At 59.9% G+C, this 14,363-nt stretch carries 17 protein-coding genes; 6 read left to right on the top strand and 11 right to left on the bottom strand.

Going from position 1 to position 14,363, the window contains the following annotated elements:
• Positions 1-29: 29 nt before the first annotated feature.
• The 5 genes from H6M51_RS05895 to H6M51_RS05875 all read right to left on the bottom strand — a co-directional run bounded on the left by H6M51_RS05895 (position 30) and on the right by H6M51_RS05875 (position 3,845).
• Positions 30-308 (bottom strand): HPr family phosphocarrier protein, encoded by a 279-nt coding sequence (locus H6M51_RS05895; RefSeq protein ID WP_185808971.1) that lies wholly within the window; start codon positions 306-308, stop codon positions 30-32.
• A 5-nt stretch (positions 309-313) separates the two neighbouring features.
• A complete protein-coding gene (locus H6M51_RS05890; RefSeq protein WP_185808970.1) occupies positions 314-715 on the bottom strand; it encodes a PTS sugar transporter subunit IIA in 402 nt (133 codons plus the stop codon).
• 117 nt (positions 716-832) lie between these two features.
• Positions 833-1,291: an HPr kinase/phosphorylase gene (locus H6M51_RS05885; protein ID WP_185808969.1), complete on the bottom strand. Its 459-nt coding sequence runs from the start codon at positions 1,289-1,291 to the stop codon at positions 833-835.
• On the bottom strand, positions 1,288-3,069 hold the full coding sequence (locus tag H6M51_RS05880; protein ID WP_185808968.1) for a sensor histidine kinase: 1,782 nt from the start codon (positions 3,067-3,069) through the stop codon (positions 1,288-1,290). The genes H6M51_RS05885 and H6M51_RS05880 overlap by 4 nt, the downstream gene beginning before the upstream one ends.
• 50 nt (positions 3,070-3,119) lie before the next feature.
• Entirely contained in the window at positions 3,120-3,845 is a 726-nt protein-coding gene (locus H6M51_RS05875; protein ID WP_210314727.1) for a response regulator transcription factor, read from the bottom strand.
• A 340-nt stretch (positions 3,846-4,185) separates the two neighbouring features.
• Between H6M51_RS05875 and H6M51_RS05870 the strand changes: the two genes are divergently transcribed.
• The 3 genes from H6M51_RS05870 to H6M51_RS05860 all read left to right on the top strand — a co-directional run bounded on the left by H6M51_RS05870 (position 4,186) and on the right by H6M51_RS05860 (position 6,976).
• Complete coding sequence (locus H6M51_RS05870) at positions 4,186-5,796, top strand: phosphoenolpyruvate carboxykinase (protein WP_185808966.1); 1,611 nt, start codon at positions 4,186-4,188, stop codon at positions 5,794-5,796.
• Positions 5,797-5,909: 113 nt separating this feature from the next.
• Positions 5,910-6,344 (top strand): alternative ribosome rescue aminoacyl-tRNA hydrolase ArfB, encoded by a 435-nt coding sequence (gene arfB / locus H6M51_RS05865; protein ID WP_185808965.1) that lies wholly within the window; start codon positions 5,910-5,912, stop codon positions 6,342-6,344.
• Between the two features lie 2 nt (positions 6,345-6,346).
• Positions 6,347-6,976 (top strand): alpha-ketoglutarate-dependent dioxygenase AlkB, encoded by a 630-nt coding sequence (locus tag H6M51_RS05860; protein ID WP_185808964.1) that lies wholly within the window; start codon positions 6,347-6,349, stop codon positions 6,974-6,976.
• A 15-nt stretch (positions 6,977-6,991) separates the two neighbouring features.
• Here the strand turns inward: H6M51_RS05860 and coaA are convergent, their stop codons facing one another.
• The 3 genes from coaA to hisF are packed head-to-tail and all read right to left on the bottom strand — an operon-like array spanning position 6,992 to position 9,100.
• Complete coding sequence (gene coaA, locus H6M51_RS05855; RefSeq protein ID WP_185808963.1) at positions 6,992-7,987, bottom strand: type I pantothenate kinase; 996 nt, start codon at positions 7,985-7,987, stop codon at positions 6,992-6,994.
• The gene (locus H6M51_RS05850; RefSeq protein ID WP_185808962.1) at positions 7,984-8,307 is read right to left on the bottom strand and encodes a phosphoribosyl-ATP diphosphatase; all 324 of its coding nucleotides are present in this window, start codon (positions 8,305-8,307) and stop codon (positions 7,984-7,986) included. The genes coaA and H6M51_RS05850 overlap by 4 nt, the downstream gene beginning before the upstream one ends.
• A gap of 16 nt (positions 8,308-8,323) precedes the next feature.
• A complete protein-coding gene (hisF, locus tag H6M51_RS05845) occupies positions 8,324-9,100 on the bottom strand; it encodes an imidazole glycerol phosphate synthase subunit HisF (protein WP_185808961.1) in 777 nt (258 codons plus the stop codon).
• A 50-nt stretch (positions 9,101-9,150) separates the two neighbouring features.
• On the opposite strand from hisF, the gene H6M51_RS05840 reads away from it, so the two are divergent.
• Complete coding sequence (locus H6M51_RS05840) at positions 9,151-9,912, top strand: DUF3800 domain-containing protein (protein ID WP_185808960.1); 762 nt, start codon at positions 9,151-9,153, stop codon at positions 9,910-9,912.
• A gap of 124 nt (positions 9,913-10,036) precedes the next feature.
• On the opposite strand, the gene hisA is transcribed toward H6M51_RS05840, so the two are convergent.
• The 3 genes from hisA to hisB form a co-directional block, all read right to left on the bottom strand.
• On the bottom strand, positions 10,037-10,768 hold the full coding sequence (hisA, locus tag H6M51_RS05835; RefSeq protein WP_185808959.1) for a 1-(5-phosphoribosyl)-5-[(5-phosphoribosylamino)methylideneamino]imidazole-4-carboxamide isomerase: 732 nt from the start codon (positions 10,766-10,768) through the stop codon (positions 10,037-10,039).
• Between the two features lie 17 nt (positions 10,769-10,785).
• Positions 10,786-11,436 carry an imidazole glycerol phosphate synthase subunit HisH gene (hisH, locus tag H6M51_RS05830; protein WP_185808958.1) on the bottom strand — a complete coding sequence of 217 codons (651 nt, stop codon included), beginning with the start codon at positions 11,434-11,436 and terminating at the stop codon, positions 10,786-10,788.
• 88 nt (positions 11,437-11,524) lie between these two features.
• Entirely contained in the window at positions 11,525-12,121 is a 597-nt protein-coding gene (hisB, locus tag H6M51_RS05825; RefSeq protein ID WP_054149978.1) for an imidazoleglycerol-phosphate dehydratase HisB, read from the bottom strand.
• Between the two features lie 199 nt (positions 12,122-12,320).
• Here hisB and hslV point away from each other — a divergent pair, with 199 nt between their 5' ends.
• Both hslV and hslU read left to right on the top strand, forming a co-directional pair.
• The gene (gene hslV / locus H6M51_RS05820) at positions 12,321-12,848 is read left to right on the top strand and encodes an ATP-dependent protease subunit HslV (RefSeq protein WP_185808957.1); all 528 of its coding nucleotides are present in this window, start codon (positions 12,321-12,323) and stop codon (positions 12,846-12,848) included.
• Positions 12,849-12,916: 68 nt separating this feature from the next.
• Positions 12,917-14,224, top strand: a complete 1,308-nt coding sequence (hslU, locus tag H6M51_RS05815; protein WP_185808956.1) for an ATP-dependent protease ATPase subunit HslU — start codon at positions 12,917-12,919, stop codon at positions 14,222-14,224.
• Positions 14,225-14,363: the final 139 nt, after the last annotated feature.

Here is a 14,363-nt window from a genome sequence, read left to right as displayed (position 1 = left end):
AAGTCTTTATGTCTTTATGTCGCGATGCTTTACATCTCTTCACCGAAACGGTCGGCGACGAGGGCGGCGAGAGCATCCATCACAGCTTGCGCCTGGTTCCCGGAGGCTGTGACGGAAATCGAGCAGCCGGGGCTTGCGGCAAGCATCATCAGGCCCATGATCGACGTTCCGCCGACCGTCGTGCCATCCTTCGACACGCTGACATGAGCATCGAACCCGCTGACGGTCTGGACGAACTTGGCAGAGGCCCTGGCATGCAGCCCGCGCTTGTTGATGATCAGGAGATCGCGAGAAACGGGGTCGGCCATGGTGCTCACTTGCCGCTCAACACGCGGCTGGCGACGTTGATGTACTTTCGGCCAGCCTCCGAAGCTTCGATCAGTGCACGGTCCATGTCGTTGTCGCCGCGAACTCCGGCAAGCTTGATCAGCATGGGCAGATTGACACCCGCGATCACTTCGATGCGCCCGGTGTTCATCACGGAGATTGCGAGATTGGACGGCGTTCCACCGAACATGTCGGTCAGGATGATGACGCCATGACCATCGTCGGCGCGCATCACGGCATCAAGGATATCCTGACGACGTTGGTCCATGTCATCTTCGGGGCCGATCGAAACGGTCTCGATGCATTTTTGTGGGCCTACGACATGCACCACCGCATGGTGGAACTCTTCAGCCAGCTTGCCATGTGTGACAAGCACAAGTCCGATCATTCTCTACTGCCCCTTCGCGCAACTCTCGCCAAATAGCTCAAGATTGGCGTTTCGTCCATCAATCGGACGCCATCTTGTCGATCAAAGCGGGAAGTGCAAGCCAAAACAGCGTGTAAATCAGCCCTTCTCTGCAAGGCTGCGAATGCGCGCAAGAATGAGGCTCAGCGGAAAACGGCTCCATGGGGCAACCCTGATCAAGGGAAGTCGAAGGCCCATCGCGATCTCCACATGCTCGTCATCAGGAGGAAGACGCTCCTCTTCATTCCCGGAAACGAGCTTTACCGCATAGTGCAGCTGCGCTTCCGCGACCGTGTCGACGCTGACGATTCCGGTGTAGCGAAGTTCAATCAGCCCTCGAATTGTCTCGGGCCCCCGAGCGATGGTCTCGCCGTTCTCACGGAACACCAGAACACGGTCATCCGACACCAGGGCAGCCGGCAGTCCCGCCAGTTTCGCCTCGGCCAGGCAATCGAAGGCAAGTGCTGATTTGCCGCAGCCGGATGGACCGAGGAAAAGCAGGCCGATGCCGTCGACGGCAATCGCTGTCGCGTGAATATTGTCGGTAGGCGCGGTCACGCAGAGCTTCCGACCGGCAGAGACAGGGCGAACCGGGCGCCGGTGATGCGGCCCGTTGCCGTATCAATGACATTCTCCGCCCTCAGCGTTCCCCCGTGAGCTTCAGCGATTTGTCGACTGATGGAAAGGCCAAGGCCGGAATTCTGGCCGAAACTCTCGCCCTCAGGCCGATCGGTATAGAAACGTTCGAAGATGCGATCGATGTCTTCCGCCTGGATGCCAGGACCGTTGTCCTCGACCTGGATCAGGCATCGTGTCCGGTTTCGCGACAATTTCACCAGGATACGGCCGCTGTCTTCCGGCACGAAGGAGCGCGCGTTCTCGATCAGATTGGTCACGATCTGGCCAAGGCGCAGGTCATGGCCGTTCACGACGAAATCTTGGTTCGATCCCGGCTTCTGATCGACAACATAGTCGATCTTAACGGCCTTCTTGCCGCTGCGTATTTCCCGCGAAATATCCACGAGGCTCGAGAGCAGGACTTCCAGATTGACCGGTTTCGCATCCGAACGGGCAAGCTCGGCATCGAGACGCGACGCATCAGAGATATCGCTGATCAGGCGGTCCAGGCGTCGGACATCGTGCTGGATGATGTCCATCAGCCGCTGCCGGGATTGATCTGTCTTGGCCAGCGGCAGTGTCTCGACAGCTGATCTCAGCGACGTGAGCGGATTCTTCAGTTCATGGCTGACATCGGCTGCAAAGCTTTCGATTGCATCGATCCGATCATAAAGCGCCGTCGTCATCTCGCGCAGTGCGATGGAGAGGTTGCCGATCTCGTCCTGCCGGACAGAGAAATCCGGGATTTCCTCGCGCTCTTTGGCGCCCCGCCGGACGCGGATTGCAGCGGCTGAGAGGCGGCGCAAGGGATTGGCGATGGTGGACGACAAGAGCAGCGACACGACGATATTGACGAGAGTCGCCACACCGAAGACGCGCAGGATGGCAAGGCGTTCGGCATGCACGATCTTGTCGATGTCTCCAGCCTGGGTCGACAGCAGAAGAACGCCGAGAACCGCGCGCGAACGCTGCACGGGCACGGCCACCGAGACGATCAGTTCCCCCTCGGCTGTCACGCGCACCACGGCACCGCGCACACCTGTCAGCGCGTTCATGACTTCCGGATAGATCGAGCCGTCACCACCGGGAGCCTCGCGGTAGACGGGCAGATTGCCGGGCTGGAGGATTGTGTTGAATAGGCGCGTGATCCAGTCGGTGAAGCTGGTCGAGTCGTTGTCGACGGGCGGCAGGTCGAACCGCAGCACCTGACCGCGTGAATAGAGGTGCCGCGAATCAAGCAACAGGTTGGCGTCGGCGTCAAACAGGCGGGCACGGATGCGCGTGGGCGAGATCAGACGCCGGAGCACCGGCGCAACGCGTTCCGGATTGATCGGAAACTCCAGATCCTCGTCGTTCGGAACGGGCGTGATGCTCTGACCGGCTTGCAACTCGAGCAATTTTTCCGGATCGATTGTGATCGAATTGGTGTCGACCGAGGCCGAGGCCGACACCGCTGCGGCAATGATTTCGCCTTGGGTAAGCAGGCTCTCGACGCGCGCATCGATCAATCCCTCACGGAACTGATTGAGATACATGATGCCGCCGACAAGCACGATCAGCGCGGCGAGGTTGAAGAAGACGATCCGCCGCGTCAGGCTGGAAAACAGGGCGTGGCCGAAGATCCGCCGGATGAGCGTGAAGGGATGGCTGAACAGCCGACGCTTCTCGGAGCCGGAATCCGTCTCCTCCAGATGTCCCTCGTCAACCTGCTGGGTCAAACCTTTGCCTTTCGCCCGTCCGTCCTGGCCCAAGCCCTGACGACGAGACCTTACGCTGCTTCGCGGAAGCGGTAGCCCACACCGTAAAGGGTTTCAATCATGTCGAAGTCTGTATCGACCATCTTGAACTTCTTGCGCAGGCGCTTGATGTGGCTGTCGATCGTGCGGTCATCCACATAGACCTGCTCGTCATAGGCCGCATCCATCAGGGCGTCGCGGCTTTTGACCACGCCGGGGCGCTGAGCCAGCGACTGCAGGATGAGGAACTCGGTGACAGTGAGCGTGACCGGATCACCCTTCCAGGTGCAGGTATGGCGCTCCTGGTCCATGACCAGCTGACCGCGCTCAAGCGTCCGGGCCTGCTGCTCGGGACTGCCCTTGGCAGGGCCGCCGCCGGCTGCGAAGCTTTCCCGGCTCGCCGCCCGACGCAGGATCGCCTTGACGCGCTCCACCAGCAGGCGTTGCGAGAAGGGTTTTGTGATGAAATCGTCGGCGCCCATCTTGAGGCCGAAGAGTTCATCGATTTCCTCGTCCTTCGAGGTCAGGAAGATGACAGGCAGATCGGACTTCTGCCGCAGGCGACGCAGCAATTCCATCCCGTCCATGCGCGGCATTTTGATATCGAAGATAGCCAGTTGCGGCGGGCGTGCGAGCAAACCGTCGAGAGCCGAGGCGCCGTCGGTATACGTTTCGACCTTATAGCCTTCGGCTTCCAGTGCGATGGACACCGAAGTCAGGATGTTACGGTCGTCATCCACGAGGGCGATCGTCTGCATTGAGTATGTCTCCGTCATCGTAGCGCTGCTCCTGGTCTGTCCAGCCCAGCTCTGGTTCCATGGCAGTGCGATATGGGGATAAAGGTGGAACAAATTGTGGCAGAGAGGAAGGGCCGCCCTCCCTCAATTGCCAGTCAACCTCAGATTTTTACCTCAGCTCGTCGGCGACATGCACGGAATGGAAGCAGAACTAAACGATTTAAAATGACCCTTTTCTGTTTTAAATCGATTAAATAATTGATATCATTATATTTTTCCGTTGGGCCGCCTTGCGTTTTAAGCCTTCAGCGTTTAGGTTTCGCTCATTCAAGTTCTGGCCCATGTGAGAGGAAGGCGGACCATGGAGGAATTCGGCGTGAAAAACCCGGCTGCGGGGATCGCGGAAATCGGCTTGGGAAAGGCCGCCAGCGTTCGCTACAATCTTTTGGAGGCGGCTCTTTATGAGGAAGCCATCCGTCGGGGCGAGGCCGAACTGACGGCCGATGGTGCTCTGCGTGCGCTGACCGGCCAGCACACGGGTCGCTCCGCCAAGGACAAGTTCGTCGTTCGCGATGCAAAGACCGACGGGCAGATCTGGTGGGACAACAACAAACCGATGTCTCCAGAGCATTTCGCCGTCCTGCATCAGGACATGCTGGCTCACGCTGCAGGCAAGGATCTCTTCGTTCAGGACCTGATTGGCGGCGCCGATGCCGACAACGCCCTCCCGACCCGGGTCGTGACCGAGTTTGCCTGGCACTCGCTTTTCATCCGCAATCTGCTGATCCGCCCGGAACGTGAAGCTCTGCAAGGCTTCCTTCCGAAGCTGACGATCATCGATCTGCCGAGCTTCCGCGCGGATCCTGCCCGCCACGGCTGCCGGACAGAAACCGTCATCGCTTGCGATCTGACCAATGGCATCGTCCTCATCGGCGGCACATCCTATGCCGGCGAGATGAAGAAGTCGGTCTTCACCGTGCTCAACTACCTGCTGCCGTCCAAGGGTGTCATGCCGATGCATTGCTCGGCCAACGTAGGCCCTGACGGCGACGCGGCCGTCTTCTTCGGCCTCTCCGGCACCGGCAAGACGACTCTGTCGGCAGATCCGAAGCGCACGCTGATCGGCGACGATGAGCATGGCTGGGGTGAGAACGGCATCTTCAACTTCGAAGGTGGTTGCTACGCCAAGACCATCCGTCTTTCCGCCGAAGCCGAACCCGAGATTTACGCTACGACCAAACGGTTCGGCACCGTGCTGGAAAACGTCGTGCTCGACGAGCACCGCGTTCCCGACTTCAACGATGGCTCGCTGACGGAAAACACCCGTTGCGCATATCCGCTGCATTTCATCCCGAATGCGTCGGAAACCGGCATCGCCCCGCATCCGAAGACGATCATCATGCTGACGGCCGATGCCTTTGGTGTCTTGCCGCCAATCGCCAAGCTGACGCCGGAACAGGCCATGTACCACTTCCTGTCGGGTTACACCGCCAAGGTGGCCGGTACGGAAAAGGGCGTGACCGAACCGGAAGCAACCTTCTCGACCTGCTTCGGCGCACCCTTCATGCCGCGCCATCCGACCGAATACGGCAACCTGCTGCGTGACCTGATCGCCCGCCACAAGGTCGATTGCTGGCTCGTCAACACCGGCTGGACCGGTGGCGCCTACGGCACCGGCAATCGCATGCCGATCAAGGCGACGCGCGCGTTGCTGACGGCGGCCCTGACCGGCGAACTGAAGAAGGTCGAGATGCGCACCGACGCGAATTTCGGCTTCGCCGTTCCGGTCGCTGTGGCCGGCGTTGACACGAAGATCCTCGATCCGCGTTCGACCTGGGCCGATGGTACTGCCTACGACGCCCAGGCCAAAAAGCTCGTCGGCATGTTCATCGACAACTTCGCCAAGTTCGAAGCCCATGTCGACGGCAAGGTCCGCGATGCGGCTCCCGGTATTCGCCTCGCTGCCGAGTGACCGATTGAATTTCTGAGGAGAGAGGCCCGGCAGGTTTGCCGGGCCTCTTTTGCTTGGCGCTTGCCTTTGCCGCTCTCGCGGCCGATATGGGATCGGAGAAAGAGACCGATGACATGGCAAGCGAACCCTTAGAGATCAACAATCGCATCACGATTGCAGGCTGGGAACTGACGGAGCAGTTCGTTCTGGCCGGCGGCCCGGGCGGCCAGAACGTCAACAAGGTCTCGACCGCTGTCCAGCTCTTCTTCAATCTGCTGGGGTCGCCTTCGCTGAACGATCGCGTGAAGCAGAATGCCGCCAAGCTCGCCGGCAAGCGCCTGTCGAAGGAAGGCGTGCTGATGATCGAGGCGAGCCGGTTCCGCAGCCAGGACCGCAATCGTGAGGACGCGCGCGAGCGCCTCAAGGAACTGCTGCTTGAAGCCGCCAAGCCGCCACCGCCTCCGCGCAAGAAGACCAAGCCCACCAAGGGCTCGATCGAGCGGCGTCTCAAGGAGAAGTCCGGTCGCTCGGATGTGAAGAGGATGCGCGGCAAACCGACGGGAGACTGACCATGGCCGGAGCGAAAGCCGAATTCAGCCTTCAATCCGGCCTTCGTTATCTGCCGGGCCGGCTATCGCGTCCCGAGCAGGAGGAGCTCGTCGAGATCATCCGCAGCGTGGTGGCCGAGGCGCCGCTCTATGTTCCCGTCATGCCCGGCAGCGGCCGTCCGATGTCTGTGCGCATGACCAATTGCGGGCCGCTGGGCTGGGTGACCGACAAGGAGCGCGGCTATCGCTATCAGCCGACCCATCCTGTCACGAATAAACCCTGGCCCGCTATTCCGGAAATTCTTCTTGATCTCTGGCGCGGGCTTTCAGGCCATCCGAAAGATCCGGAGGCCTGCCTCGTCAATTTTTACGCGGACGATGCCAAGATGGGCCTGCACCAGGATCGCGATGAAACAGACTTTTCCGCTCCGGTGCTCTCGATCTCGCTCGGCAACACCTGCCTCTTCCGCATCGGCGGATTGGCACGCACCGATCGCACGAAGTCGCTGAAGCTGGAAAGCGGCGATGTTTTTCTGCTGGGAGGCGAGGGGCGTCTCTGCTTCCACGGGGTGGATCGGATCTATCCCGACACGTCAACCCTACTGAAGGCCGGCGGACGCATCAATCTGACACTCCGTCGCGTGAATCCATAGCCGGCGATCTATCGCCTACAGTTTTCTGAGCGCCACCGTCTCGACGAGGTGATTGTTGCCCTTGCGCAGGATCAGATCGGCACGAGGGCGGGTCGGCAGAATGTTTTCCCGGAGATTCTTCAGGTTGATATTCGCCCAGAGCCCCTCGGCGATCTCCTTCGCCTCATCCTCGCTGATCGTCGCATAGCGATGGAAGTAGGAATTGGGATCGCGGAATGCCGTCTGCCTGAGCTTCATGAAGCGATCGACATACCAGCGATGGATCGCGTTCTCATCCGCGTCGATATAGATCGAGAAGTCGAAGAAGTCGGAGACCATGGGCACGATCTTGCCGTCGGCCGGCAGGTTGCGCGACTGCAGGACATTGATCCCCTCAAAGATCAGGATGTCGGGCCTGTCGATCACCCGGTGTTCGTTCGGCAGCACGTCATAGGTCAGGTGCGAGTAGCTGGGCGCCTTGACATTCGGCAACCCGGCCTTGATCGCCGACAGGAAGCGCAGCAGCGCGCCGATGTCGTAGCTTTCCGGGAAGCCCTTGCGGTTCAAGATGCCGTTCTTCACCAGATGCGCGTTCGGGTACAGGAAGCCGTCAGTCGTCACGAGATCGACCTTCGGGCTCGACGGCCAGCGGGCGAGAAGCTCCTTCAGGATACGCGCCGTCGTCGACTTGCCGACGGCCACCGATCCGGCAATGCCGATGACGAACGGCGTCTTGAAGACATCCGACATGCTCAAGAAGCGGTTCCGCTGCTCGAACAGAAGCTGCGAGGATTCGACATGCGACGAGAGGAGGCGCGACAACGAAAGATAGATACGACGAACCTCGTCGAGATCGATCGGGTCGTCGATCGATCGGAGCCGGTGCACTTCGTCGGCCGTCAGTGTCAGCGGCGTATCGGCGCGGAAATGCGCCCATTCCTCGCTGTCGAAGAACAGGTAGGGGGAATAGCCGTTCGCCTGGAAATGGTCGAGGACGTCTGGCGTTTCGGGGTCCCGCATAGCTATCGTCATGGATCCTGCCGACTGGCCTTCTCACTCAGGCCCGTCTGAGCGGTCCGACGCTCGAGTTCCTGCATCACTGCTTGTAAAGGGATGTCCGCAATTTTCAATACGACCATCAGGTGATAGAGCAGGTCGGCGCTCTCGTAGACGAGGTTCTCGTGATCGTCCTTGACCGCGGCCATGACAGCCTCGATCGCCTCTTCGCCAAGCTTCTTCGCAGCCTTGCCCTGACCGCCTGCGACAAGCTTCGCCGTCCAGGACTGGCTCGGCTCCGCCTGAGCACGGCTCGCGACAATGGCTTCCAGATCGGCCAGAGTGAAATTGCTCATGACAAGCCTTTCCGCGTCAGTCGAGACGCATGGCGATGCCGGCTGCGGCCATATGGGCCTTGGCCTCTGCAATCGAATAGGTGCCGAAGTGGAAGATCGAGGCAGCAAGAACCGCAGTCGCATGCCCGTCGCGAATGCCGGCGACCAGATCATCGAGATTGCCAACGCCGCCGGAGGCGATGACGGGCACGCGAACACTGTCGGCGATCATGCGGGTGAGGCCGATGTCATAGCCGCTCTTGGTGCCGTCGCGGTCCATCGATGTCACCAGCAGTTCGCCGGCGCCACGTTCGACCATCTTGATCGCGAATTCGACCGCATCGATCCCGGTCGGCTGGCGTCCGCCATGAGTGAAGATCTCCCAGCGATCCGTTTCGCCCGCGGCTGAAACCTTCTTCGCATCGATCGAGACGACGATGCACTGGTTTCCGAACTTGTCGGCGGCTTCCGCCACGAAATCGGGGTTCTTCACCGCTGCCGAATTGATCGACACCTTGTCGGCGCCGCACAGCAGGAGCTTGCGGATATCAGCGACGGTGCGAACACCACCGCCGACCGTCAGCGGCATGAAGCAATGATCGGCCGTCTGGGCAACCACGTCGAAGATCGTGTCGCGATTGTCCGAGGATGCGGTGATGTCGAGGAAGCAGAGCTCGTCCGCACCGGCTGCATCGTAGGCCTTGGCCGCCTCGGCCGGATCACCGGCATCGATCAGGTCGACGAAGTTGACGCCCTTGACGACGCGGCCGTCCTTGACGTCGAGGCAGGGGATCACACGGGCTTTGAGTGTCATGCTGTCGAGCGCCTTGTCTTGCTGACTATTTTCGCTTCATAGTCACAGGCATGCAGAATGGCGAGTATATTTTTTACGCCGACGAGAGCGGTGACCATTCACTGGTCTCGGTAGACGCTGCTTATCCTGTTTTTGTACTAACCATATGTGGCTTCAGAATAACCGAATACACTCAGCGAACCGTCCCCAGTTTTCAGAGATTCAAGTTCCGCTACTTCGGGCACGACATGACCGTCCTGCACGAACACGAGATCCGCAAACAGACAGGGGAATTCAAGTTTCTAACAGATCTGGCGATGCGTGAAAGATTTCATGCTGATCTCACTGGTCTCGTCGATGCGGCCAGTTTCAAAATCTTCTCCTGCATCATCGACAAACGGGTGTTTCGCGCAGATTTATTCCCAGACAATCCCTATCAGGTGGCCTTGTCGATCTGCCTCCAAATGATTTTCAGGTATCTACAGAAGAGCGGCCGGTCGGCGCGCGCCTATCATTTCGTTTTCGAGAAACGCGGAGACAAAGAGGATCGAGATCTCGAACTGGAGTTTCGGCGCATCGCAGATGGGCGAAATCCTCTGCATGTTCCATTCACGGGGTTTAAGCTTCGGTTTGCCGATAAAAGATCAAACTCCACGGGAATGCAGCTCGCCGATCTAACGGCTAGGCCAATAGGTCTTGCTTATCTGCGTCCCACTCAGCCGAACCGAGCTTTTGAGGTCATTCAACCAAAGCTGTGCAGGATCAAAATCCCTGTTAGTGCCCAAAGAGGAATTACGATCCCAGGGCCCAAAAAAGCGAAAGGCCCCGGATAAACCGAAGCCAAGCGCCGACCGGGAACCCCCAATCCATTTCCATCAATATAGAGAACAAGAATACGGAAATCAAGAATAATCTATTAGAATCAGATAATTGGCCAGGATTCCTGTAACTGATTCATTATTCTTGGCTTTTAATCAGCGCCAGCGCCTCTGCGGGGTCGATGCGCCCATCATAAAGCGCGCGGCCGGAAATCGCACCTTCGAGCTTCCTGGCATCCGGCTCAAGCATGCGCTTGATGTCTTCGATCGAGGCGAGGCCGCCGGATGCGATCACAGGAATCGAAACGGCTTGGGCCAGTTCCAGCGTCGAGGCCCAGTTGATACCGGTCAGGATCCCGTCGCGGTCGATATCGGTATAGATGATTGCAGCGACCCCTGCGCCTTCGAAACGCTGCGCAAGTTCGATCACACCGAGTTCGGAGGCTTCCGCCCATCCCTCGACCGCAACCTTGCCGCCCTTGGCGTCGATGCCGACGGCGACCTTGCCGGGGAAGCGCTTGCAGGCTTCGATGACAAGCGCCGGATCACGCACGGCGACCGTACCGAGGATCACGCGCGACAACCCACGCGACAGCCAGCTCTCGATATGGTCCAGCGTGCGGATGCCACCGCCCAGCTGCACCGGGTTCTTCGTCGCCTTCAGAATTGCATCGACAGCAGCGCCATTGACGCTCTCACCGGCAAAGGCGCCGTTCAGGTCGACGACATGCAGCCATTCGAAGCCCTGGTCTTCGAAGGCGCGCGCCTGGGCTGCCGGATCGGGATTGTAGACGGTCGCCTGCTCCATATCGCCCAGCTTGAGGCGAACGCACTGGCCGTCCTTGAGGTCGATGGCGGGAAAGAGGATCATGATTTCATCCGTGCCCTTCAGGGCGTCCAGGTCAGGAAATTGGCGATGAGTTTCAGGCCGAGGGCTTGGCTTTTCTCGGGATGGAATTGCGCACCCACCATGTTGTCGCGCCCGACAAAGGCCGTCATCGCGCCACCATAGTCGGTTGTCGCGATCACATCCTCGGGCTTGCGCGCAGCCAGATGATAGGAATGCACGAAATAGGCGTGCAGCCCGGTAGGCCCCGTCGGAATGCCCTCGAAGAGCGGATGCGGCCGGTTGAGCGTCAGCGTGTTCCAGCCGATCTGCGGGATCTTGAGGGACGGATCGGATGGCGTCATTTCGACCACGTCGCCTTCGATCCAGCCGAAGCCCTCGGTCACCGTCTTCTCGAGACCACGCGACGACATCAGCTGCATGCCGACGCAGATGCCGAAGAACGGGCGTCCCCTCGTTTCGACAACGTCAGCGATCGCGTCATGCATTCCGGGGACCGCATCAAGACCTTGGCGGCAGTCGGCATAGGCGCCGACGCCCGGAAGCACGATCCGGTCGGCGGTGGCGACCCGGTCTGCCTTGTCGGTGAGTTCGATCTCGGCGTTGAGGCCGGCCTCGCGGGCGGCCCGTTCAAAGGCCTTGGTGGCCGAGCGCAGATTGCCTGAGCCGTAGTCGATGATAGCTACACGCATATTTTGTCCAGTCCTTTCTGCTCGACGGTTCGGCTTCAACGCCCGAACCGGAGCAAGGTGGCAGTTTCCCCTGTGGGGGAGATGCCCCTTAAACCAGGGTGCCCTTGGTGGAGGGGATACGGTTTGCCTGCCGCGGATCGACTTCGGTTGCCGTCCGAAGTGCGCGCGCGACCGCCTTGAAGCAGGTCTCGGCAATATGATGGTTGTTCGCGCCGTAATGGTTCAGCACATGCAGCGTAATGCCGGCGTTCTGGGCGAGAGCCTGGAAGAACTCGCGCACCAGTTCGGTGTCGAATGTCCCGATCTTCGGCGCGCTGAAATTGACGTTCCAGACCAGGAACGGACGCCCGGAAACGTCGATGGCAGCCTTGGTCATCGTTTCGTCCATGGCAAGGTCGATCGAGGCATAGCGCGTGATGCCCTTGCGGTCGCCCAGCGCCTTGGAAATCGCCTGGCCAAGCGCAATGCCCGTATCCTCAACGGTGTGGTGATCGTCGATATGCAGGTCGCCCTTCACGTCGATATCCATGTCGATCAGCGAGTGGCGGCAGAGCTGGTCCAGCATATGGTCGAAGAAGCCCACGCCCGTCGAAATCTTGCCCGTGCCGGTGCCGTCGATGTGGACGGAAACCGAGACCGAGGTTTCGTTGGTCTTGCGGGAAACTTCGCCTTTACGCTCTGCCATCTGGCTGCTCCATGAGGATCTCGGCCCTCCCATAACAGCAGGGCGGTGAAATATCCAGAAGTTACATTGCGCTGCCGCAAGGCAGCGTCAGAGCTTTTGCCGCAGATTGCAATCGTCGAAACCCCACTTACATAGGAACCGACAAACCGGGCCTGACAGCCCGCTCCACAAGGCCCGCAGAGCGGGTGACAGGTGACTGATGACAACGATTATTACCGTACGCAAGGACGGCAAGGTGGTGATGGCCGGTGACGGACAGGTCAGCCTCGGCCAGACCGTGATGAAGGGCAATGCCCGCAAGGTCCGCCGTATCGGCAAGGGCGGCGACGTGATCGCAGGCTTTGCCGGCGCGACCGCCGATGCCTTCACGCTGCTCGACCGTCTCGAAAAGAAGCTCGAGCAGTATCCCGGCCAGCTGATGCGCGCTGCCGTCGAGCTTGCCAAGGACTGGCGCACCGACAAGTATCTGCGCAATCTCGAAGCCATGATGCTGGTGGCCGACAAGTCGATCACGCTCGCAATCACCGGCAATGGCGACGTGCTGGAGCCCGAGCACGGCACGATCGCGATCGGCTCCGGGGGCAACTATGCCTTTGCCGCCGCCCGCGCGCTCATGGACAGCGATCGCTCGGCGGAGGACATCGCTCGACGCGCGCTGACGATCGCAGGCGAGATCTGCGTCTACACCAACAACAACATGGTGGTCGAAACCCTCGACGCCGACTGACGGCTGCCGATCGTATTCCACACCAAGAGACGATGCGCGGCTGCGCGGCATCGTGAGGAGCAGACTGAATGACCAATTTTTCTCCGCGCGAGATCGTTTCCGAGCTCGACCGCCATATCATCGGCCAGCATGAGGCCAAGCGGGCAGTTGCGATTGCGCTGCGCAACCGCTGGCGGCGCCAGCAGCTCTCGGAAGACCTGCGCGACGAAGTCATGCCGAAGAACATCCTGATGATCGGCCCGACCGGTGTCGGCAAAACGGAAATCTCCCGCCGCCTGGCCAAGCTCGCCGGTGCCCCCTTCATCAAGGTCGAGGCCACCAAGTTCACCGAAGTCGGTTATGTCGGCCGTGACGTCGAGCAGATCATCCGTGATCTGGTCGAAGTCGGCATCGCTCTGGTGCGCGACAAGAAGCGTCAGGAAGTCCAGGCCAAGGCGCACCAACTGGCCGAAGAACGCGTGCTTGATGCCCTGGTTGGCGCCACCGCGTCGCCGGCTACCCGTGACAGCTTCCGCAAAAAGCTGCGCAACGGCGAGCTCGATGACAAGGAAATTGACATCGAAGTGGCCGATAGCGGTTCCGGGGCACAAGGGTTCGAGGTGCCCGGAATGCCGGGTGCCAATATCGGCATCCTCAACCTGTCGGAAATGTTCGGCAAGGCCATGGGCAACCGCACCAAGAAGGTGCGTACCACCGTCAAGGCCTCCTATGGCGATTTGATTCGTGACGAATCGGACAAGCTGATCGACAATGAGGTCATCCAGCGCGAAGCGCTGCGCTCCGTCGAAAATGACGGCATCGTCTTCCTCGACGAAATCGACAAGATCGCCGCCCGCGAAGGCGCCATGGGTGCCGGCGTTTCGCGTGAAGGCGTGCAGCGCGACTTGCTTCCGCTCGTTGAAGGCACGACCGTTGCGACCAAGTATGGGCCGGTGAAGACCGACCACATTCTCTTTATTGCATCAGGTGCATTCCACGTTTCCAAGCCCTCGGACCTTCTGCCGGAACTCCAGGGTCGTCTTCCGATCCGGGTTGAGCTGAAGCCGCTGACCAAGGAAGACTTCCGCCGCATTCTGACGGAGACCGAGGCAAGTCTCATCCGCCAGTACAAGGCGCTGATGGCGACCGAGGAACTCAACCTCGACTTCACGGAGGATGCGATCGACGCGCTCGCCGATGTCGCGGTCCAGCTCAACGAAACAGTCGAAAATATCGGTGCCCGTCGCCTGCAGACGGTCATGGAGCGGGTGCTCGACGAGATTTCCTTCCATGCCCCGGACCGCAGTGGCTCGGAAGTCATGATCGACTCGTCCTATGTGCAGGAGCATGTCGGCGATCTCGCCGCCAATACGGACTTGAGCCGCTACATCCTGTGATCTTTGTGCATCTATGGGTCGCTTTCGCCCTCGGCGTGCCGGGAAAGTGAAAGCGGCCCATATCGACAATACAGGGGCCTCTTATGTAATGAGTGCCGCTGTCGGATAACGGTCGTCCTGCGTCGCCAATCCGTTGAAG

This window comes from Rhizobium sp. AQ_MP (assembly GCF_014237835.1).
In the GTDB taxonomy this organism is placed as follows: domain Bacteria; phylum Pseudomonadota; class Alphaproteobacteria; order Rhizobiales; family Rhizobiaceae; genus Allorhizobium.
The sequence above is the reverse complement of the archived record's forward strand: the minus strand, read 5'-3'. Positions and strand labels throughout refer to the sequence as shown.

Excerpts from the sequence above, each read along its gene's own strand:
- H6M51_RS05895 (WP_185808971.1), bottom strand. The coding sequence starts at position 308 with ATGGCCGACCCCGTTTCTCGCGATCTCCTGATCATCAACAAGCGCGGG.
- H6M51_RS05890 (WP_185808970.1), bottom strand. The coding sequence starts at position 715 with ATGATCGGACTTGTGCTTGTCACACATGGCAAGCTGGCTGAAGAGTTC.
- H6M51_RS05875 (WP_210314727.1), bottom strand. The coding sequence starts at position 3,845 with ATGCAGACGATCGCCCTCGTGGATGACGACCGTAACATCCTGACTTCG.
- H6M51_RS05870 (WP_185808966.1), top strand. The coding sequence starts at position 4,186 with ATGGAGGAATTCGGCGTGAAAAACCCGGCTGCGGGGATCGCGGAAATC.
- arfB (WP_185808965.1), top strand. The coding sequence starts at position 5,910 with ATGGCAAGCGAACCCTTAGAGATCAACAATCGCATCACGATTGCAGGC.
- H6M51_RS05860 (WP_185808964.1), top strand. The coding sequence starts at position 6,347 with ATGGCCGGAGCGAAAGCCGAATTCAGCCTTCAATCCGGCCTTCGTTAT.
- coaA (WP_185808963.1), bottom strand. The coding sequence starts at position 7,987 with ATGACGATAGCTATGCGGGACCCCGAAACGCCAGACGTCCTCGACCAT.
- H6M51_RS05850 (WP_185808962.1), bottom strand. The coding sequence starts at position 8,307 with ATGAGCAATTTCACTCTGGCCGATCTGGAAGCCATTGTCGCGAGCCGT.
- hisF (WP_185808961.1), bottom strand. The coding sequence starts at position 9,100 with ATGACACTCAAAGCCCGTGTGATCCCCTGCCTCGACGTCAAGGACGGC.
- H6M51_RS05840 (WP_185808960.1), top strand. The coding sequence starts at position 9,151 with ATGCAGAATGGCGAGTATATTTTTTACGCCGACGAGAGCGGTGACCAT.
- hisA (WP_185808959.1), bottom strand. The coding sequence starts at position 10,768 with ATGATCCTCTTTCCCGCCATCGACCTCAAGGACGGCCAGTGCGTTCGC.
- hisH (WP_185808958.1), bottom strand. The coding sequence starts at position 11,436 with ATGCGTGTAGCTATCATCGACTACGGCTCAGGCAATCTGCGCTCGGCC.
- hisB (WP_054149978.1), bottom strand. The coding sequence starts at position 12,121 with ATGGCAGAGCGTAAAGGCGAAGTTTCCCGCAAGACCAACGAAACCTCG.
- hslV (WP_185808957.1), top strand. The coding sequence starts at position 12,321 with ATGACAACGATTATTACCGTACGCAAGGACGGCAAGGTGGTGATGGCC.
- hslU (WP_185808956.1), top strand. The coding sequence starts at position 12,917 with ATGACCAATTTTTCTCCGCGCGAGATCGTTTCCGAGCTCGACCGCCAT.